The 18230-nt window shown below is 73.9% G+C and carries 17 protein-coding genes and 1 riboswitch; of the genes, 10 read left to right on the forward strand and 7 right to left on the reverse strand.

Features of this window, described 5'->3' with window-relative positions:
* Positions 1-25 precede the first annotated feature (25 nt).
* The gene (rarD, locus tag AB0N31_RS19790) at positions 26-1078 is read left to right on the forward strand and encodes an EamA family transporter RarD (protein ID WP_366059660.1); all 1053 of its coding nucleotides are present in this window, start codon (positions 26-28) and stop codon (positions 1076-1078) included.
* A gap of 126 nt (positions 1079-1204) precedes the next feature.
* Here the strand turns inward: rarD and AB0N31_RS19795 are convergent, their stop codons facing one another.
* Entirely contained in the window at positions 1205-1861 is a 657-nt protein-coding gene (locus AB0N31_RS19795; protein ID WP_366059661.1) for a CGNR zinc finger domain-containing protein, read from the reverse strand.
* Between the two features lie 21 nt (positions 1862-1882).
* Between AB0N31_RS19795 and AB0N31_RS19800 the strand changes: the two genes are divergently transcribed.
* The gene (locus AB0N31_RS19800) at positions 1883-2359 is read left to right on the forward strand and encodes a VOC family protein (protein WP_366059662.1); all 477 of its coding nucleotides are present in this window, start codon (positions 1883-1885) and stop codon (positions 2357-2359) included.
* 160 nt (positions 2360-2519) lie between these two features.
* Positions 2520-3473, forward strand: coding sequence for a M28 family metallopeptidase (locus AB0N31_RS19805; protein ID WP_366059663.1), 954 nt, complete (start codon positions 2520-2522; stop codon positions 3471-3473).
* Between the two features lie 61 nt (positions 3474-3534).
* Here AB0N31_RS19805 and AB0N31_RS19810 read toward each other — a convergent pair whose 3' ends face one another.
* A complete protein-coding gene (locus tag AB0N31_RS19810; RefSeq protein ID WP_366059664.1) occupies positions 3535-4791 on the reverse strand; it encodes a tetratricopeptide repeat protein in 1257 nt (418 codons plus the stop codon).
* A 207-nt stretch (positions 4792-4998) separates the two neighbouring features.
* Here AB0N31_RS19810 and AB0N31_RS19815 point away from each other — a divergent pair, with 207 nt between their 5' ends.
* The 3 genes from AB0N31_RS19815 to AB0N31_RS19825 all read left to right on the forward strand — a co-directional run bounded on the left by AB0N31_RS19815 (position 4999) and on the right by AB0N31_RS19825 (position 7357).
* On the forward strand, positions 4999-5520 hold the full coding sequence (locus AB0N31_RS19815; RefSeq protein WP_366059665.1) for a DUF6668 family protein: 522 nt from the start codon (positions 4999-5001) through the stop codon (positions 5518-5520).
* A gap of 92 nt (positions 5521-5612) precedes the next feature.
* The gene (locus AB0N31_RS19820) at positions 5613-6725 is read left to right on the forward strand and encodes an amidase (RefSeq protein ID WP_366059666.1); all 1113 of its coding nucleotides are present in this window, start codon (positions 5613-5615) and stop codon (positions 6723-6725) included.
* A gap of 44 nt (positions 6726-6769) precedes the next feature.
* Complete coding sequence (locus tag AB0N31_RS19825; RefSeq protein ID WP_366059667.1) at positions 6770-7357, forward strand: NAD(P)H-dependent oxidoreductase; 588 nt, start codon at positions 6770-6772, stop codon at positions 7355-7357.
* A 45-nt stretch (positions 7358-7402) separates the two neighbouring features.
* Here AB0N31_RS19825 and AB0N31_RS19830 read toward each other — a convergent pair whose 3' ends face one another.
* From AB0N31_RS19830 to AB0N31_RS19845, 4 genes are all read right to left on the reverse strand, one after another.
* Entirely contained in the window at positions 7403-8353 is a 951-nt protein-coding gene (locus tag AB0N31_RS19830) for an ABC transporter permease (protein WP_366059668.1), read from the reverse strand.
* Positions 8340-9419 (reverse strand): ABC transporter ATP-binding protein, encoded by a 1080-nt coding sequence (locus tag AB0N31_RS19835; RefSeq protein WP_366059669.1) that lies wholly within the window; start codon positions 9417-9419, stop codon positions 8340-8342. Before AB0N31_RS19835 ends, AB0N31_RS19830 begins: the two co-directional genes overlap by 14 nt.
* A 10-nt stretch (positions 9420-9429) precedes the next feature.
* Positions 9430-10638 (reverse strand): DUF2092 domain-containing protein, encoded by a 1209-nt coding sequence (locus AB0N31_RS19840; RefSeq protein WP_366059670.1) that lies wholly within the window; start codon positions 10636-10638, stop codon positions 9430-9432.
* 344 nt (positions 10639-10982) lie between these two features.
* A complete protein-coding gene (locus AB0N31_RS19845; protein ID WP_366059671.1) occupies positions 10983-11993 on the reverse strand; it encodes a polyprenyl synthetase family protein in 1011 nt (336 codons plus the stop codon).
* 891 nt (positions 11994-12884) lie between these two features.
* Positions 12885-13068: riboswitch (cyclic di-AMP (ydaO/yuaA leader) on the forward strand.
* Between the two features lie 5 nt (positions 13069-13073).
* Here AB0N31_RS19845 and AB0N31_RS19850 point away from each other — a divergent pair.
* Complete coding sequence (locus tag AB0N31_RS19850) at positions 13074-13556, forward strand: transglycosylase SLT domain-containing protein (protein ID WP_366059672.1); 483 nt, start codon at positions 13074-13076, stop codon at positions 13554-13556.
* 57 nt (positions 13557-13613) lie between these two features.
* Here AB0N31_RS19850 and AB0N31_RS19855 read toward each other — a convergent pair whose 3' ends face one another.
* Complete coding sequence (locus AB0N31_RS19855) at positions 13614-14438, reverse strand: HAD family hydrolase (RefSeq protein WP_366059673.1); 825 nt, start codon at positions 14436-14438, stop codon at positions 13614-13616.
* 366 nt (positions 14439-14804) lie between these two features.
* On the opposite strand from AB0N31_RS19855, the gene AB0N31_RS19860 reads away from it, so the two are divergent.
* The 3 genes from AB0N31_RS19860 (at position 14805) to AB0N31_RS19870 (ending at position 18141) form a co-directional block, all read left to right on the forward strand.
* A complete protein-coding gene (locus AB0N31_RS19860; protein WP_366059674.1) occupies positions 14805-15872 on the forward strand; it encodes a GNAT family N-acetyltransferase in 1068 nt (355 codons plus the stop codon).
* A gap of 89 nt (positions 15873-15961) precedes the next feature.
* Complete coding sequence (locus AB0N31_RS19865) at positions 15962-17338, forward strand: glycosyltransferase (RefSeq protein WP_366059675.1); 1377 nt, start codon at positions 15962-15964, stop codon at positions 17336-17338.
* Positions 17335-18141, forward strand: coding sequence for a polysaccharide deacetylase family protein (locus AB0N31_RS19870; RefSeq protein WP_366059676.1), 807 nt, complete (start codon positions 17335-17337; stop codon positions 18139-18141). The genes AB0N31_RS19865 and AB0N31_RS19870 overlap by 4 nt, the downstream gene beginning before the upstream one ends.
* Positions 18142-18230 lie beyond the last annotated feature (89 nt).

Genomic DNA, 18230 nt, shown 5'->3' on the forward strand with positions numbered 1-18230 from the left:
GTACGGTCGTCAGAAGGAGGGGCCCGTGGCCGGGAAGACCAAGGCCGGTGAGAGCCGGACAGGCCTGCTGAACGGTTTCGCCGCCTACGGGATGTGGGGGCTCGTCCCCCTCTTCTGGCCCCTGCTCAAGCCCGCCGGCGCGGGCGAGATCCTCGCCCACCGCATGGTGTGGTCCCTCGCCTTCGTCGCCGTCGCGCTGATCGTCGTACGGCGCTGGAAGTGGGCCGGTGAGCTGCTGCGACAGCCGCGCCGGCTCGCGCTCGTCACCGTGGCCGCCGCCGTCATCACCGTGAACTGGGGCGTCTACATCTGGGCCGTGAACAGCGGCCACGTCGTCGAGGCCTCCCTCGGCTACTTCATCAACCCGCTGGTCACCATCGCGATGGGCGTCCTGCTCCTGAAGGAGCGGCTGCGGCCCGTGCAGTGGGTGGCGGTCGGTGTCGGCCTGGCCGCCGTCCTCGTGCTGACCGTCGGGTACGGCCGTCCGCCGTGGATCTCGCTCTGCCTCGCCTTCTCCTTCGCCGTCTACGGGCTGGTGAAGAAGAAGGTCAACCTCGGCGGGGTCGAGTCGCTGGCCGCCGAGACCGCGATCCAGTTCCTGCCGGCGCTCGGCTACCTGCTGTGGCTGTCGGCGCACGGCGGCTCCACCTTCACCGGCGAGGGCGTCGGGCACTCCGCCCTCCTCGCCTCCACCGGCATCGTCACCGCGCTCCCGCTGGTCTGCTTCGGCGCGGCGGCGATCCGGGTGCCGCTGTCCACGCTGGGCCTGTTGCAGTACATGGCACCGGTCTTCCAGTTCCTGCTCGGCGTCCTGTACTTCGGTGAGGCCATGCCGCCCGAGCGCTGGGCCGGCTTCGCGCTGGTCTGGCTGGCGCTGGTGCTGCTCACCGGGGACGCGTGGCGCACCTCGCGCCGGACGGCTCAGGCGCTCCGGGCATCCCGGTTGCTCGCCGCCGAGGCCGGGGTGCCCGGCGTCGCCGTGACGGGCGGCATCGCCGGCGCCGTACGGGAGGACGACACCGCGCCGTCCGCGTCCGCGGTCGAAGCGCCGGAGGCCTCCCCCGTCGCCAAGCCGTAGCCGGCGGTCACCGCGGAGCGCCCGTCACCGCCGGGACCTCGTCACCGCCGGGACCCCGGTCACCGTGGAGACCCGGCGGCCGAACGCGCCCGGCGGGGGCACCGGCGGGATCCGGACGAAAGACCCTCAGTCGAGCCGTCCGCGGGCCCGGTGCGCCCGCACCTTCTCGCGGTTGCCGCAGTGTTCCATCGCGCACCAGCGGCGACGGCCGGGGCGGGAGGTGTCGACGAAGAGGAGTCGGCAGTCGTGCGCGCCGCACTCGCGGACGCGGTGCGCGTACGGGCCGCTGAAGAGGTCGATCGCGTCGCGGGCGACGGTCGAGAGCAGCTGGGTGCCGGTGGCGCCGGGGGCCCAGGCGCAGGTGCCGTCCGGGGTGAGGCGGGGGACGAGCGGGGCCTCGGCCGCGGCCGCGTTGAGGGCGTCCAGGTGCTCCGGCCGTTGCGGGCGGCCGTGGGCCCGGTCGGCCGCGAGGAGGAAGAGGGCGTCGCGCACGGCGCGCACCCGGCTCAGCTCCGCCTGCGAAACGGTGGGTTCCAGTCCTTCGGGCAGGCGGCTGCGGCCGGCCCAGGCGACGAGGTCGGCGGGTTCGTGCAGCACCTCGTAGCGGGCGAAGGCGCCGGGGCCGCCGGTGACCAGCAGCTCCAGGCAGAGGGCGCCCGGGTCGAAGCGGTAGGGCCGGCCGTCGTGCGAGACCAGGGTCAGGCCGGAGAGCCGACCGGTCGGTGATCCGGGACCACCTGGTGTTTCCGGATGCTCCGGCGTTTCCGTTGCCCGCGCGCTCATGTAACCAATATAACTGGTTACATGAGCGAGACACCCGCAGCGGAACCCACTCCCGTCCACTGGAAGCTCGTCGTCGACTCCCTCGACCCGCACGCCCAGGCGGACTTCTGGGCCGCCGCGCTGCACTACGCGGTCGAGGACAACAGTGCGCTCGTCGAGCGCCTGCTGGGACTCGGGGCGCTGCCCGGCGCGGCGACGGTGGAGCACCACGGCCGCCCGGCCTTCCGGGACCTGATCGCCGTACGGCATCCGGCGGACCCCTTCGACGCGGACACCGGCACCGGGCTGGGGCGGCGGCTGCTGTTCCAGAGGGTGCCGGAGGAGAAGACGGTCAAGAACCGGCTCCACCTCGACCTGCACCCCGGCGCGGGGCGGCGGGAGGCGGAGGTCGAGCGGCTGACCGCGCTCGGGGCGAGCGTGCTGCGGGAGGTGGAGGAACCGTCCGGGGCGTGGGCGGTGATGGCGGACCCGGAGGGGAACGAGTTCTGCGTGCACTGAGCCGGGGCGGCGGCGACGGGTTCCGGCAGGTGAACTCGCTGGCCTGATAGCACTCTTGACGGAGAGTTGGCCACAGCTTCACCATCCAGGCACCCCATTCACTGTGGGTTCCCTGTGGCCACCCCGCGGGGAACCCCTCTGGAACTCGGAGCCCCCCACCATGAAGCTCTCCGTTTCCGGGCGGGCGACGGCGACCGCCGTCGTCGCGGCCGCCTCGCTGCTCGCCACCGGGTCCATAGCCGGCGCGGCCCCCGCCCCCGAGCCCGTCGCGATCGCCGCCGCCCCCGACATCCCGGTGGCGAACGTCAAGGCGCACCTGACCCAGCTCCAGTCGATCGCCACCGCCAACGGCGGCAACCGCGCCCACGGCCGCACCGGCTACCGGGCCTCCCTCGACTACGTGAAGGCCAAGCTGGACGCCGCCGGATTCACCACCACGATCCAGCAGTTCACCGCGTCCAGCCGGGTCGGCTACAACCTGATCGCCGACTGGCCGGGCGGTGACACCAACCAGGTCGTCATGGCCGGCGCGCACCTCGACAGCGTCACCTCCGGCGCCGGCATCAACGACAACGGGACCGGCTCCTCGGCCGTCCTGGAGGCCGCCCTCACCGTCGCCCGCACCGGCTACCAGCCCACCAAGCACCTGAGATTCGCCTGGTGGGGCGCGGAGGAACTCGGCCTGGTCGGCTCCAAGTACTACGTCAACAGCCTGTCCTCCACGAACCGCGCCCGCATCGGCGGCTACCTCAACTTCGACATGATCGGCTCGCCGAACCCCGGCTACTTCGTCTACGACGACGACCCGGCCATCGAGAAGACCTTCAAGGACTACTTCGCGGGCATCGGCGTCGCCACGGAGATCGAGACCGAGGGCGACGGCCGCTCCGACCACGCGCCCTTCAAGAGCGCGGGCGTCCCGGTCGGCGGCCTGTTCACCGGGGCGAGCCGCACCAAGACGGCGGCGCAGGTGACCAAGTGGGGCGGTACGGCCGGACAGGCCTTCGACCGCTGCTACCACTCCTCCTGCGACACCACCGCCAACGTCGACGACACGGCGCTCAACCGCAACGCGGACGCCCTCGCGTACGCGGTGTGGACGCTGTCGCAGTAGGCGTGTGCCCCGCGGCTCCGGTGTCCCGGCCCCGCGGGTCCGGGCCCTGCCGGCTCGTCCCCTAACCCTGCGGGCCCGCGCCCGCGTCGTGGGCCCGTCGGGCCAGCCGGGTCATCCGGGACCGGGCCGACTCCAACTCCTCGGCGTCGTCGGCGGCCGGACCGTCCTCGGCGACCAACTCGGTCCACAGGCCCAGGAGTTCGGCGCCCAGGTTCAAGCCCTGGAAGGGGTCGCGCACGGCACGCCAGGCCGTCGCCGCGCTCTGCACGTTGCCGTACGCGGCCTCCGCGTCCCGGTGGCGGCGGTGGATGCCGGCCAGGTCGAGCGAGAGGTGGAAGGAGCGGACCGGGTCACCGGCCAGGTAGGCGATGTACGCGGCGAGTTCGCGCAGCCGGAGCACCTCGGGGTGCTCCGGTCCCAGCGTCGCCGAGGCCTCGGTCACGGTCCGCTCCGCGAGCGCCGCGGCCGTGTCCGTGCGCCCCGCCCGCACGGCCTCGTTGATCCGCGCCATCGGTTCGCCGAGCAGGGCGGGCGCCCCGTCGGCGCCGGGGAGCGAGCGCGGGTCGTCCCCTAGCACGGCCTCCGCCACGGCGTCGAAGCCGCGGGCGGGGGTCGGCCTGGGCTCGGGATCGGGCTCGAACCCCCGGGCCGCTTCGGGGTCGAGGAGCGGCACGGCGTCGGAGACCGGGCGCGGCACGGCGTCGGAGACCGGATCCGGGACCGGGTCGGAGGCCGGGGACGGCTGGGAGGCCTGGACCGGCTCCGGCACGGGGCCGGGGCGGGCGTCCTGCGGGGTACGGTCCATCACCGGCGGTGGGCCGAAGACGCCCGTCGGGGCGGCTGCCGCGCCCGGAACCTCGTCCAACGGCTTCGCCGGCTCGCGGCGCAGGAAGTGCGTGGGCCGGTCCGGTCCGGTGGGTGTCCGCCCCTCGGCGGGCGGCGCGGGCGGGGTGAGCGGGGTGAGCACCTCGGTGGGCCGGGCCGACGGCCGGTCGTCCGGCTCCCTCGGCGGGGGCACGCGCAGGGGTTCGCCCGCGAAATGGCTGGAACCGTCCGGCTCGACGCGCAGCGGGACGACGTAGCCGATGCGCTCGTCGTGGACCGTGGCGAGCATCGGGTGCCCGGTGGCGAGGGCGATGCGGTGGAGGTGGCCGAGAACGGCCTGCTGGAGTTCCTGCCCGTCGGCGGCGACGACGGGAACACCGCCGATGTGCGCCGGCCCGCCCCCCGGGACGCGCACGTCGAGCGGCGCCACCGCGACGGCCGGCCCCCCGTCGTACTGCTGTGCCCGCTTCTTCTCGCGGCTGAGTCGAGACATCGGTTCCTCACCCTGACACGTCGCCGTACACGTACGTTGCGCTCATCACCCGTGCACTCGGACGTACACGTACTGTTGAGTCTCTCCGGCCGCACCCGTCCGCACGTCACCGCGGCGTCACAGCCTCGTTCCAAGGACCCGCGGCCACGGGGATCCGGCGGTGGTCCGGCCGCGCGGCGGGCGGTGGCGACGACGAGGGGTGCGGGCATGCGGACGACGGACGGGCGGCGGCCGGGACCGGAGATCTGGATCCGCGGTCCGGTGCCCGCGCCGGAGCCGCCGCCGTGGCCGTACGGCGCGGCGGCCGGACCCCGTCGCTTCTCCTGGCTCGGCACGCACGGCGGGGCGGGTGCCTCGACGCTCGCCGCGGTCTACGGCGGCCACGACTGCGGACGTGACTGGCCCGGTCCGCACGATCCGCCGTCCGTGCTGCTCGTGGCCCGGACCCACGCGGCCGGACTGGAGTCGGTGCTGCGGGCCCTGGAGGTCTTCCGGCGCGGGCAGGCGCCGGCGGGCCTCGATCTGGACGCGGTCGTGCTGGTCGCGGACGCGCCCGGCCGGCTGCCGCGCCCGCTGGCGCAGCGGGTACGGCTGATCGAGTCGGTCGTCGACGTGTACCGGGTGCCGTGGGTCCAGGACTGGCGCCTGGGTGACCTGTCGGGCCCCCCGCCCCGCGAGACGGAACCCCTGATCCGCCTCACGGACACGGCCGCCCGGCGGACGCGCTGAGCGCGGATCCGTCCGGGTCGCGGGAACCTCCGCCCGCGGCACCGCCCGCCTCCTCGGCCGTCGGGCTCGCGGCCGCCGTACGGGAGGGGCGGTTGCGGGCCGTCGACGTGGTGCGCGGGGCTCTGGAGCGGATCGAGCGGGCGGACCGTGCGCTGGGGGCGTTCGCCGAGGTGTGGGAGGACGCGGCGGCGGAGCGGGCGGCCGAGGTGGACGCGCGGGTCGCCGCCGGTGAGCGGCTGCCGCTCGCGGGGGTGCCGATCGGCGTCAAGGGGCGGCACGGGCTGCGGACGGCGGGACCGCTGGTGGCCGCCGGCTGCGTACCGGTGGGCGCGACGGCCGTGCCCGGGCCCGGAACCCCCTGGCAGACCTGGGGTCTCGGCGCCCACGGCCGCACCGTCAACCCCTGGCGGGCCGACCGCACGCCGGGCGGCTCCTCCGCCGGTTCGGCGGCGGCGGTCGCGGCCGGCCTGGTGCCGCTGGCGACCGGCAGCGACGGCGCGGGCTCGGTGCGCATCCCGGCCGCCTGGTGCGGCGTCATCGGCCTGAAGGTCACGAACGGCCGCTTCCCGTCCCCCGACCGTACGGGGCTGGCGGCACCGGGCGTCCTGGCACGGTACGCGGCGGACGCGGCGGCGTACTGGGCGGTGCTGTCCGGAGCGGGGCCGGGACGGCGGCCCGGGTCGCCCACCGCCGTCTTCTCCCCCGGTCTCGGGTTCGCCGACCCCCGCCCGGAACCCCTGGCCCTCGCCCGGGCCGCCGTGGACCGCCTCGCCGAGGCCGGCGTCGTACGGCTGCCTCGGTCCGGGGCGCCGGTGCGGCTGGAAAATCCCGCACCGGCCTGGTTCGCGTTGCGCGGGTCGGGTGCCACCTCGGCGGTCCGGGGACGGCGGGACGTCAACGACCGCCGGCTGGCCGCCCTCTTCGACCGGACGGACCTGTTGCTGACCCCTGCGACCCCTGATCCGGCGCACGGCCACGACGGCCCCGGCGACCGTTTCTCGACGGCGCTGACGTGGGCGTTCAACCTGAGCGGGCATCCGGCGATCAGCATTCCGGCGGGGGTCGGCGCGGACGGCTGCCCGGTGGGGCTCCAGGCGGTGGCGGCACACGGGCGGGAGAGCGTGCTGCTGGCTCTGGCGGCGGACGCGGAGGCGCTCACGGGTTTCCGGGCGCCCCCTGGCACCGATGTTTGCACATACATATAATGCAGATGCGCTTATTAACCGCACGCTGATCGTTTGGGGGATCCATGAGCACCCGCCGTTTCCTGTTCGTGCTGGGCAGCAGCCGTCCCGACGGCAACACGGAGCGGCTGGCCCGCGCGGCCGCCGAACAGCTGCCCGCCGACGTGGAGCAGGAGTGGATCAGCCTCGTCGAGCATCCGCTGCCCGACTTCGAGGACCAGCGCCACGACACCGACCGCGTCCGTCCCACCGAGGGCAACGCGGCCCTGCTGCTCGACGCCACGCTCGCGGCGACGGACATCGTGATCGCGTCGCCGCTGTACTGGTACACGCTGTCCGGCCAGGCCAAGCGCTACCTGGACCACTGGTCCGGCTGGCTGCGCGTCCCCGGCGTCGACTTCGGGGCGACCCTTGCCGGGCGCACCCTGTGGGGCGTCACGGTGCTCGCCGAGGAGGAGCAGGCGGTGGCGGATCCGCTGGTCGGCGCGCTGACGAACTCGGCCGCGTACCTGCGGATGCGGTTCGGCGGGGTGCTGCTGGGGAACGGCAGCAAGCCGGGCGACGTGCTGACCGACACGCAGGCGCTGACCCGCGCGAAGACCTTCTTCGAGCGGCCCGCGCCGCTCGCCCGCTACACGTTCGAGACCGACTGACGGCCCGTGCCCGCCTGCCGAGGGGGTGCCCGGCGGACACGGCCGTCACGCCGTCACGTCCTTCGCCGTGAACCGCGCCCAGGCCGCCGACCCGAACACGGCGACGTACACCGCCTGGAGACCGAGGTTCCTGCGGAGTTCCTCCCAGTAGACCGGGTCGCGCATGAGGTCGGCGAAGGACAGCCAGTAGTGGGGGAAGAGGTACGGCTGGATCGCGTGCAGCTGCGGGATCTGGTCGAGGATCTGCACGGTGGTGAGCAGGCCCACGGTCGTTGCCATGGCCGCGATGCCGCTGTCGGTGAGCGTGGAGACGAACACTCCGAGCGCGGCCACGCCGAGCAGCGAGGCGGTGACGGCCAGGGAGATCAGCAGGGCCCGCCCCAGGCCGTCGGCGAAGGAGATGCGGGTGCCGGAGATGGTCGTGAGGTCGCCGAGCGGGAACAGCAGCGCGCCGACCGCCAGCGCCGACACCGCGACGACCAGGGTGGCCAGCAGGCAGAAGGTCACCGTGGCCGCGTACTTGGCGAGCAGTAGGCGGGTGCGGCCGGCGGGGGCGACGAGGAGGTAGCGCAGGGTGCCGGAGTTCGCCTCGCCGGCGACCGCGTCCCCCGCGACGACACCGACGGCCATCGGCAGGAAGAACGGGAGCGTCGCGGCCAGCGCCGTGAACACCAGGAACAGGCCGTTGTTGGTGATCTGCGCCATGAAGGCCGGCCCCTCACCGCCGCCGCCCCGCTGACCGCCGGTCGATCCGTCACCGGTCTCGATCTTCACGGCGATCCCGACGAGCACCGGTACGGCGGCCAGCACGCCGAGCAGGGCGAGGGTGCGCCAGCGGCGCAGGGTGACGGCCAGTTCGCTGCGGAAGAGTCCGAGGCTCCACAACGGGCTCACCCGCCGGAGGCCGCCCCCGTCCTGCGGTGCGGCTTGCGGTGCGGCCTCCGCTTCGGCCCGCTCAGCCCGCTCAGCCCGCTCAGCCCGCTCAGCCCGCGACATCGAAACCCTCCCCCGTGAGTGCGACGAACGCGTCCTCCAGAGAGGCCCGTTCCACGCCGAAGCCGCGCACCCGGACGCCTGCCGTCACCAACGCCGCGTTCAGATCGGCGAGTTCGCGGTCGGCGGGCTCGCCCGTCACCCGGTCCTCGGTGACGACGACGTCCGTCACGCCCTGTTCCTTCAGCACCCGGGCCGCGTCCGCCGGGTCCGGGGTGGTCACGGCGAGCCGGCCGCGCGCCCGGGCCGCCAGGTCCGACACCGGCCCCTGGGTGAGGAGCCGCCCACGTGCCATGACGGCCGCGTGCGTGCAGACCTGCTCGATCTCGTCGAGGAGGTGGGAGGAGAGGAAGACGGTGGCGCCGTCCGCCGCCAGCTCCCGCACGAGGACGCGGATCTCGCGCATGCCCTGCGGGTCGAGACCGTTGGTGGGCTCGTCCAGGACCAGCAGCCGGCGGGGCTGGAGGAGGGCGGCGGCCAGGCCCAGCCGCTGCTTCATGCCGAGCGAGTACGCCTTCGCCTTCTTGCCGGCGGCGGTCGTCAGGCCCACCCGGTCCAGCGCCTCGGCCACGCGGACGCGCCGGGTGCGGGGGTCGGCGGTCGGATCGGCGGCGTCGTAGCGCAGGAGGTTGTCGCGGCCGGAGAGGAAGCCGTAGAGGGCGGGGCCCTCGATGAGGGCGCCGACGTGCGGCAGCACGGCGCGGGACGCGCGGGGCATGGGGTGCCCCAGCACCCGCGCCGTGCCGGAGGTGGGCGCGATCAGGCCCATCAGCATGCGGATGGTGGTGGTCTTGCCGGAGCCGTTCGGACCGAGGAAGCCGAAGACGCTGCCCGCCGGGACGACCAGGTCGAGGCCGTCGACGGCGAGCTGTCCGCCGCGGTAGCGCTTGGTGAGGGCGCGTGTGCGGACGACGGTGTCACTGCCGGTGATGCCGCCGCCGTCGTTCTCGGCGATGCCGTACGCGTCGGCGGCACCGACGCGGCCCGGAACACCGCCCGGAGCGGGCGTGCGGGGCAGCGCCCGCTCCGCCGACCCGTCGTCCATCGGCTCCCCCGATCGTCGGTTCACGTCAGGGTACTTACTGCCCCGCGTTCGCCGCCTTCACGAGGGTGTCCTTGGTGACGGCGCCGACGTAGAGCTTGCCGTCGTCCGTGACCAGGGCGTTGACCAGACGGGTGGAGAAGACGGTGCCCGAGCCGAACTTGCCGTCGACCTTGTCGCCGAAGGAGTCGAGGAACCCGCCGAGACCGCCCGCGTCGGAAAGGTCACCGGCGGAGGGGACGCCCTCGCCGCCGGTGTCGAAGGTGGCGACGGAGGTCCAGCCCTCGCCGAGGACGTCGAGCCCGGCCAGGTCCTCGGCGAAGCCCTCCTCCGCGCCCTTGGGCGGCGCGGGTACCCCGCTCGCGGCGTCCGCGCCGTCCCCCTCGGTCACCTTGGCCCCCTTGGGCGGGGTGAAGTCGAAGGTGGCGGCACCGGGCCTGGCGAAGCTGACCTGGGTGAAGCCCGCGTCGACGACGGCGGCGCCACCGCCCGCCGGGGTCAGCGTGAACTTGAGCGGCAGTCCCGTCCTCGCGTCCACGGCCACGCTGATCGCGCCGACGGTCGAACCGGACTGCTTCGGCTCGACCAGCAGCTTGTAGGCGTCGCGGCCGGCCACCTGGACGGTGCCGTCCACGGTCACGGACGTGGTGTCGTCCACGGCCTTCAGGGCCTCGTCGGTGAGGTCCTTGGGCGTGGCCGGGACGGGCTCGGCCGCCTCTCCCCGCTCGGCGGTGGAGTGGTGGACCTCGTTGGAGGCGCTGTCGTACCCCCACACGTCCTTGCCGTTGTGGATGAGGCTGTACTCGGCGGCGCTCTCCAGGAGCGACAGCTTCTGCCGGTCCGGGCCGTCGGCGGCGACGCGCAGGGTGTGCGTGCCGGAGGCGAGTTCGGTGAGCTTGGTGGAGGGGTCGGCGGAGGACCCGCCGTCGTCGCCCCCGGTGGCCCCGGAGAGCAGCCCGCTCTCCAGGCCGCCCAGGTCGGGCAGGCCGAGGTCTGTGGTGATCTTCACCGTGCCGGACAGCTGCTGTACGTCCGACGCGGCGATCTTCTCGACGAGCTGCTGTGCGGTGATCTTCGGCAGGTCGGGGTCCCCCGAGTCGGCGAGCGCCGGGACCAGCCCGATCGTCGCCGCCGCGACACCCACCACGGTGACCGGAACGATGTACCGCACCGCCCTGCGCCGCCCGACCCGCAGATCGTCGGCCTCCCCGGCGTGCGTGCTGTCGTCGGATGCATACGGTGCCATGTGTGCCTTACCTCCGTCGTCGGCGGCGGCCGGTCGTCGCGCGGGTCAGCGTCCCCCACCCGAGCCGCCATTCTCACCCGAATCGGTGAGGAGTGGTGATTTCCGTAGCTCCCATCTGACCAAATCGGCCGGCCGCTTACGTCAACCCGAGGACCCAAGTCGACGTACGCCTGGGGTATGACGCGACGGCGGGGGTGTCAGGGTGGCGTGGGGGACGGAGACCGGGCGAGGTGGGGCGAGGGGCGGGGACCGGGGTGGGGCGAGACGGGGTGGGAGACGGAGACCGGGACGGGACGGGCGGGGCCTGCCCCGTACGCGTCACCCGCCCGGTGGACCACCGCGGCTCATCCCGCCCGGTGGACCACCGCGTCGCACAGCTCCATCAGTGCCACCTTCGCGTCGCACTCCCGCAACGGCACCAGCGCCGCCCGGGCCTCCTCGGCGTACCGCACGGTGTCCCGTCGGGCCTGCTCCAGCGCGGGGTGGCCGCGCAGCGCGGTGAGCGCCTCGGCGAGCCGGGCGTCGTCGCTCAGGTCGGAGTCGAGCAGCTCGCACAGCGCGATGTCCTCGGGCAGGGCCAGCCGGGCGGCCCGCTCGCGCAGCCGCAGCACCGGCAGCGTGGGGATGCCCTCCCGCAGGTCCGTCCCCGGCGTCTTGCCCGACTCGTGCGAGTCCGACGCGATGTCGAGCACGTCGTCGGCGAGCTGGAAGGCGACGCCCAGCCGCTCGCCGTACTGGGTGAGCACGTGCACGACCGTCTCGTCGGCGCCGGCCATCATCGCGCCGAACCGGCACGACACCGCGACCAGCGACCCGGTCTTGCCGCCGAGCACGTCGAGGTAGTGGTCGACGGGGTCCCGTCCGTCGGTCGGCCCGGCCGTCTCCAGGATCTGTCCGGTGACGAGCCGCTCGAACGCCTCCGCCTGCACCCGCACCGCCTCGGGCCCGAGGTCGGCGAGGATGTGCGAGGCACGGGCGAACAGGAAGTCGCCGGTGAGGACGGCGACCGAGTTCCCCCAGCGGGTGTTCGCGCTGGGGACTCCGCGCCGCACCTCGGCCTCGTCCATCACGTCGTCGTGGTACAGGGTGGCCAGGTGGGTCAGCTCCACCACCACGGCGGAGGGCACGATGCCGGGCGCGTACGGGTCGCCGAACTGCGCGGCGAGCATCACGAGCAGCGGCCTGAACCGCTTCCCGCCCGCCCGGACGAGGTGCTGCGCGGCTTCCGTGATGAACGGGACCTCGCTCTTGGTGGCCTCGAGCAAGCCTTCCTCGACAGCCGTCAATCCGGCCTGGACATCGGCTTCCAGAGCCTGGTCCCGCACGCTCAGCCCGAACGGCCCGACGACGGTCACGAGGGGTCTCCTGTCTGCTGGTGTCTTCTGGCGATTACGCGGTTTGTCGATAGGTCGCTGCCCTCACTCAAGTCAGCGTATCCGGTCACGTTTCGATCACCGACAGGCCCCACGTCCCCCCGTCTCGAACTTCGCTCGACCGGGAGGCGTCCCCCGAGCGGCCGGACGGCGCCGGATCGCGCCCGTCATGTCGCCGATCGATCGGTACGAGCGGTCGGCGCGAGCGGCCGGAACGGACCGGCGAACCCGCCCGGCCGCCCTCGCCCCCACCCGGCCGCAGCCGTCGGACCCACCCTCCCCGCCGACCCCACGGGAGGGGACCACGCGCCTGCGCATCCGTTCGCCCTCCCCCACGAGACGGCCCACTAGCACCTCCGCATCGTGTGCCCGACGGAACCCTCCGGTACGCCCGCGCGCAGCACCCGCCGACGGGCGAGCCCTTACCGGCGCTCCCGGGAGCACACCCCGGTCCGGCTCCGCGACCGCGCCGCGGCACGCGCCCGCCCACGGCGACAGCGGCGAGGTCCCGGCGGGCGACGGCACGCGCACGGAGGAGGACGACGAGACGGTTGCTCCACCGGACCCGGCGAAGACACACCCCACGCACGCCCCTTTAAAAGGGACTTGACGCCCAATGCCCGTTTTACCCGTCTTGTGGACGCTGGTGAGTTGGCTCACTGCACGCACACGCGGCCGACCTGGCGCGGAAGTTGTGATTCCGCTTTGCTCGTCGACGAGTTGACGATCGGCGAACGCAAAGGATCAAGCGGGCATACACCTCCGATCAAGGTCAATAGGTGCCATCTGTGAATCCGGCACTTGTTCCGGACATGCGCTCTCGCATACGTTCCCGGCCTGTCGGGCAGACGCCTAATCCTGCCGCCGCCCGTCATCCATCGACCGACACTCACGCACGGCAGGAGCGGGGGACCCAGGTAAGTCGCCGGACCGCACGTCACGCACGTACCGGACCGGCTCGGGGTGAAGTCGCGTCGCCGCACTCCCGCGGCGGCCGGCCGGGCACTTTCCAGCCCGAACCCGACAGCTCACCTCGTAGGCGCCGGAGAGGAACCTTTCGCCATGCCTGCCGCCGTTCAGCACCGCCGCACCCGCCTCGCCCGCACCCTCGCCGTCGCCGCCACCGGCGCCGCCGTGCTGGCCCTCCCGCTCATCGGCTCGACCAGCGCCTCCGCGGCCACCACGGCGTCGGTCACCACGGCCGCCACCACCACGGCCGGGTACCCCGACAACCTCGACGGCTGGATCCGCGAGTCCCTCGCGATCATGGCCGAAAAGGGCATTCCGGGCACCTACGACGGCATCTACCGCAACGTCATGCGGGAGTCCTCCGGCAACCCGAACGCCATCAACCTGTGGGACTCCAACGCGGCCGCGGGCATCCCGTCCAAGGGCCTGCTCCAGGTCATCGACCCGACCTTCGCCGCCTACCACGTGGCCGGCACCGCCTTCGACCCGTACGACCCGGTCGCCAACATCACCGCCGCCTGCAACTACGCGGCCCAGCGGTACGGCTCGATCGACAACGTCTTCGGCGCCTACTGACGGCTGCCCCCACCGGTCCACCGGGGGCGAGGGCCCCGGTGACGGGGCTCCGCCGAACTAGGGAAACAGTCTTTCGAGGACGACGGCCACGCCGTCGTCCTCGTTCGACGTCGTCACCTCGTCGGCCACCGCCTTGAGTTCCGGATGGGCGTTGGCCATCGCCACGCCGTGCGCCGCCCAGTCGAACATCGGGAGGTCGTTGGGCATGTCGCCGAAGGCGATCGTGTCTTCCGGCCGCAGTCCGAGGTGCTCGGCCGCCAGGGCCAGTCCGGTCGCCTTGGTGACGCCGCACGGCTGGAGCTCCACCGTGCCCGGCCCGGACATCGTGACGGTGGCCAGCGAGCCGACCACCGAACGGGCCGTCGCCGCCAACTCGTCGTCGGACAGGGTGGGATGGCGCAGCAGGACCTTGCTGATCGGCTCGCACCACAGGTCGTCGCGCGCTCCGACGCGCAGGGCCGGCAGCGTCGGGTGCGGCATCAGATAGCCCGGTTCGATGAGCGTGAGCCCGTCGACGCCGTCCTGGTCGACCGCCGCGTACACCTCGCCCACCTCGGCCTCGATCTTGCCGAGCGCCGTCTCGGCCAGCTCCCGGTCCAGGGCGACCGACCACAGCAGACGGTCCGCTCCGACGTCGTACAGCTGCGCGCCCTGTCCGCACACCGCGAGCCCCCGTCCGCGCAGGACGTCCAGCAGCGGCCGTACGCGGGGGGCCGGCCGGCCGGTCACCACGAGGTGGCGGGCGCCTGCGGCCGCCACCCTCGCGAGCGCGTCGAGCGAGCGGTCGGAGAAGGTGTCGTCGCCGCGCAGGAGCGTTCCGTCCAGGTCGGTGGCGACGAGGGAGTACGCGCAGCGCGCGGCGGGTGCGGTGGGTGCGGCCATGATCAGAGAATACGGACCACAACGGGCTCCGACTCACTTCCGGTTCGGCGCCCGCCGCCAGCCCTCGGGGCCCCGGGCCTTCCCGCCTCCGGGCCCCGGCCCGCCCCGCTCCGACCCCGCCCCGCCCCGTCCCGCGTCCGGACTCCGCTCCGTCCCGCGTGCGGCGCCGCTCCATCCCGTTCGGCGCCGTTCCTGCGGGAAACGGCTTTCTGCCGCAACGCCGGGTACCGGGACGTTGGAGGCCTATGCACCGGTTGGCAACAACATGGTCCGCTACCTACCGCTCCCGGTACCTGGAGCGGTACCGTCCAGACAGTCCAGGGGGGACTTGATCGGGGGGTCAGGTTGAGCGGCGGACGTATTCGTGTGCTGAATCCGGAGGATCTCGGCGAGGGGGAACGGGAGCGGTGGCGCGCGCTGCGCGCCGCGTCGACGGCTCCGCGCAACCCGTTCATGGAACCGGAGTTCGCCGAGGCCGTGGGCCGCGTGCGACCCCGCACGCGCGTGGCGGTGGTGTACGAGGGGGGCGAGCCGGTCGGCTTCCTGCCCCACGAGCGGGGCCGGTTCGGCCGGGGCCAGGCCCTCGCCCACGGCGTCTCGGACTCCCAGGGAGCCGTCCTCGGCCCGGGTCTCGGGCTGAACGCGGACGAACTCCTGCGGGCCTGCTCCCTGTCGAGCTTCGCCTTCGACAACCTGGAGGCGGAGCAGGAGCTGTTCGTCCCGCATGCGGCGGCCGAGTACACCTCCTACGTCATCGACGTGGAGAAGGGGTACGAAACCTACGAGTCCGTCCTGCGCGCACAGTCCCCGAAGTTCCTCAAGACGACGCTCGCCAAGGAGCGCCGGCTCGGCCGCCAGGTCGGTGACCTGCGCTTCGTGTTCGACGAGCGGGACCCGGCCGCGCTGCGCACGCTGATGGCGTGGAAGTCCGCGCAGTACCGCAGGACCGGCCGCCGGGACCGGTTCGCGCAGGAGTGGATCACCCGGCTCGTGCACCTGCTCGCCCGGGGGACGCGCGGCCCGGAGTGCTCCGGCACCCTGTCCGTCCTCTACGCCGACGGGCAGCCGGTCGCCGCGCACTTCGGGCTGCGTTCGACGGCCGTGCTGGCCTGCTGGTTCCCCGCCTACGACCCGGAGTTCGCGAAGTACTCGCCCGGTCTGGTGCTGCATCTGCGGATGGCCGAGGCGGCCGCCGCCGAGGGCATCGGCCTGCTCGACCTCGGCCGGGGGGCCGCCGAGTACAAGGACTCGCTGAAGACGGGCGAACTGCCGGTCTACGAAGGGGCGTGGACGCGTCCGGGGGCGGGCGCCGCGCTCCACTGGCTCAGCCGGGAGCCCTCGCGCCGGGCGCACCACTTCGTGCGCAACCGGCCGCGGCTCGCGGCGACGGCCGCACGGGCGCTGAGGGGCGTCGGGCGGCTGCGGCGGCCCTGAGGCGTTCCCGACGCGTCCCGAGGGGTGCCGACACGTTCCGGCGAGTTCCAGCGGGTTCCGACGGTCCATGGGAGTGGAGGGGAGGGTTCGTGTCCCACGTGACACGTGTACGGCGGGAGATCCAGAGGTACCTCGCCATCGAGCCGGTGCAGATCGCCGACCTGGACCTGGAACCGGGGCCGGGCGGCGGCGGTGTGCTGAGACCCGGCCCGGGCAGCCCGCCCGTGACGCACGGCGAGGTGTTCCTCCTGGTCCGCAGGGGCGGCCGGCCGGTCGCCGCACTGCTCGGGCGGGTGCCCGAGGGCGCCGACCCGAGAGCGGTCCTCACCGAACTCGCCCGGCGGCACCCGGCCGGCGGACCGGCGCCGACACCAGCAGCGGCACCGGCACCGGGCGCCACCGGGAGCGCCGTCCCGTTCACCACCGTCGTCATCGCCACCCGCGAGCGCGCCGACCGGCTCGCCCACGCGCTCGACTCGATGCTCGCCCAGGACCACCCCGACTTCGAGATCGTCGTCGTCGACAACGCCCCGGTGACGGGCGCGACCCGCGACCTGGTCGGACACGAGCACGCCGAGCGCGTGCGGTACGTGACCGAGCCCGTGCCCGGTCTCGCCGTCGCCCACAACACCGGCCTCGCGGCCGCGCGCGGCGACGTGGTCGCCTTCACCGACGACGACGTGGTCGCCGACCCGCGCTGGCTGACCGAACTCACCGCGCCCTTCGCGGCCGACCCCGGCCTCGGCTGCGCCACCGGGCTGATCCTGCCGGCCCGGCTGCGCACCCCCGCCCAGGTGCTGCTGGAGAGCCACGGCGGCTTCGCGAAGGGCTTCGCGCCACGGACGTACGACCCCGTCGACCCACCCGCCGACGAGCCGTTGTTCCCGTTCACGGCGGGCCGGTTCGGGTCCGGCGCCAACATGGCGTTCCGGACCGGCGTGCTGCGCGAGGTCGGCGGCTTCGACCCCGCGACGGGGGCGGGGACGTCGGCGCGCGGCGGCGACGACCTCTACGGCTTCGTCCGCGTGCTCGCCCAGGGACACCGCCTGCGCTACACCCCGCAGGCCCTGGTCTGGCACCACCACCGCGAGACCTGGCAGGACCTGGAGACGCAGGCGTACGGCTACGGCGCCGGCCTCACCGCCTACCTCACCGCGCTCCTGGTCAACCGGCCCGCACTGCTGCCGGCGTTCCTCGCCCGGCTCCCCCGCGGACTCGCGCACGCCCGCACGCTGACGGCGGCCCGGGGCACGGACTCCCGGGGCACGGAGGACGTGCCTGGTGCTCCTGGCGTGCCTGGTGCTTCGGGTGTTCCGGGCGGGCACGACGACCGTGGTCATCCGTGGCCACGCCGGTTGTCCCGGCTGCAGCGGAAGGGGATGGTGTACGGGCCGGTCGGCTACCTGCGCGCCCGGCGTGCGCTGCGCGCCGTGCCGGCGACCGGGGTGACCGGGGGGTCGCGATGACGGGGACGGGCGGCGAGGCCGTCCCGGTTTTCCTGTACCACGCCGTGATGGAGGAACCGCCCGACTGGATCGCGGAGTTCACCGTCACCCCGAAGGAGTTCGCGGCGCATCTCGACGCCGTCGTCGACAGCGGCCGTACGCCCGTGACGGTGAGCGCGCTCGCCGACCACCTCGCGGGGCGGGCGCCGCTGCCCGACCGGCCCGTGCTGCTGACCTTCGACGACGGGTTCGCCGACCTGCCCGGACCGACCGCCGAGGCGCTGACCGCGCGGGGCCTGGCCGCCACCGCCTACCTCACCACCGGCGCGATCAGCCCCGGCGGGCGCAGTCTGCTGCCGCCCGCCCCGATGATGACGCTGGCCCAGGCCACCGGGCTGGAGCAGTCCGGCATGGAGGTCGGCAGCCACACCGTCACGCACGCCCAGCTCGACACCCTGCCGCCCCGCGACCTCGCCCGCGAACTGCACGATTCACGAGTCGTGTTGGAGGACGCCCTCGGGCATCCGGTGCGCCATCTCGCCTATCCGCACGGCTACAACAGCGGGCGGGTGCGGCGCATGGCGGCCGCCGCCGGGTACGAGACGGCCACCGCCGTGCGGCACGCGCTGAGTTCGGAACGGGACGAGGCGTACCGCATCGCCCGGCTCATCGTGCGGCGCTCCCACACCGTCGCCGATGTGGAGAGCTGGCTGGCGGGCGGGGGCGCACGGGTCGCGCCGTACCGGGACGGCCCGAGGACGGTGGGGTGGCGCTGGTACCGGCGGGCCCGCGCGGTGCTGCGCGGGCCCGTGTTCGCGGGCTAGGGCGTGTTTCGAAAGTAGCGTCGTCTGCCCGAAGGGCAGGCCCGGCGGCGTCTGGTGCGTGCGATCGCAAGGCGGAGGGTCGCCCCGAT

Source organism: Streptomyces sp. NPDC051051 (assembly GCF_040682975.1).
In the GTDB taxonomy this organism is placed as follows: Bacteria; Actinomycetota; Actinomycetes; order Streptomycetales; family Streptomycetaceae; genus Streptomyces.

Bases quoted from the DNA above. Each gene is read 5' to 3' on its own strand.
- AB0N31_RS19795 (WP_366059661.1), bottom strand. From the start codon at position 1,861: ATGAGCGCGCGGGCAACGGAAACGCCGGAGCATCCGGAAACACCAGGT.
- AB0N31_RS19800 (WP_366059662.1), top strand. From the start codon at position 1,883: ATGAGCGAGACACCCGCAGCGGAACCCACTCCCGTCCACTGGAAGCTC.
- AB0N31_RS19805 (WP_366059663.1), top strand. From the start codon at position 2,520: ATGAAGCTCTCCGTTTCCGGGCGGGCGACGGCGACCGCCGTCGTCGCG.
- AB0N31_RS19810 (WP_366059664.1), bottom strand. From the start codon at position 4,791: ATGTCTCGACTCAGCCGCGAGAAGAAGCGGGCACAGCAGTACGACGGG.
- AB0N31_RS19815 (WP_366059665.1), top strand. From the start codon at position 4,999: ATGCGGACGACGGACGGGCGGCGGCCGGGACCGGAGATCTGGATCCGC.
- AB0N31_RS19825 (WP_366059667.1), top strand. From the start codon at position 6,770: ATGAGCACCCGCCGTTTCCTGTTCGTGCTGGGCAGCAGCCGTCCCGAC.
- AB0N31_RS19830 (WP_366059668.1), bottom strand. From the start codon at position 8,353: ATGTCGCGGGCTGAGCGGGCTGAGCGGGCTGAGCGGGCTGAGCGGGCC.
- AB0N31_RS19840 (WP_366059670.1), bottom strand. From the start codon at position 10,638: ATGGCACCGTATGCATCCGACGACAGCACGCACGCCGGGGAGGCCGAC.
- AB0N31_RS19850 (WP_366059672.1), top strand. From the start codon at position 13,074: ATGCCTGCCGCCGTTCAGCACCGCCGCACCCGCCTCGCCCGCACCCTC.
- AB0N31_RS19855 (WP_366059673.1), bottom strand. From the start codon at position 14,438: ATGGCCGCACCCACCGCACCCGCCGCGCGCTGCGCGTACTCCCTCGTC.
- AB0N31_RS19870 (WP_366059676.1), top strand. From the start codon at position 17,335: ATGACGGGGACGGGCGGCGAGGCCGTCCCGGTTTTCCTGTACCACGCC.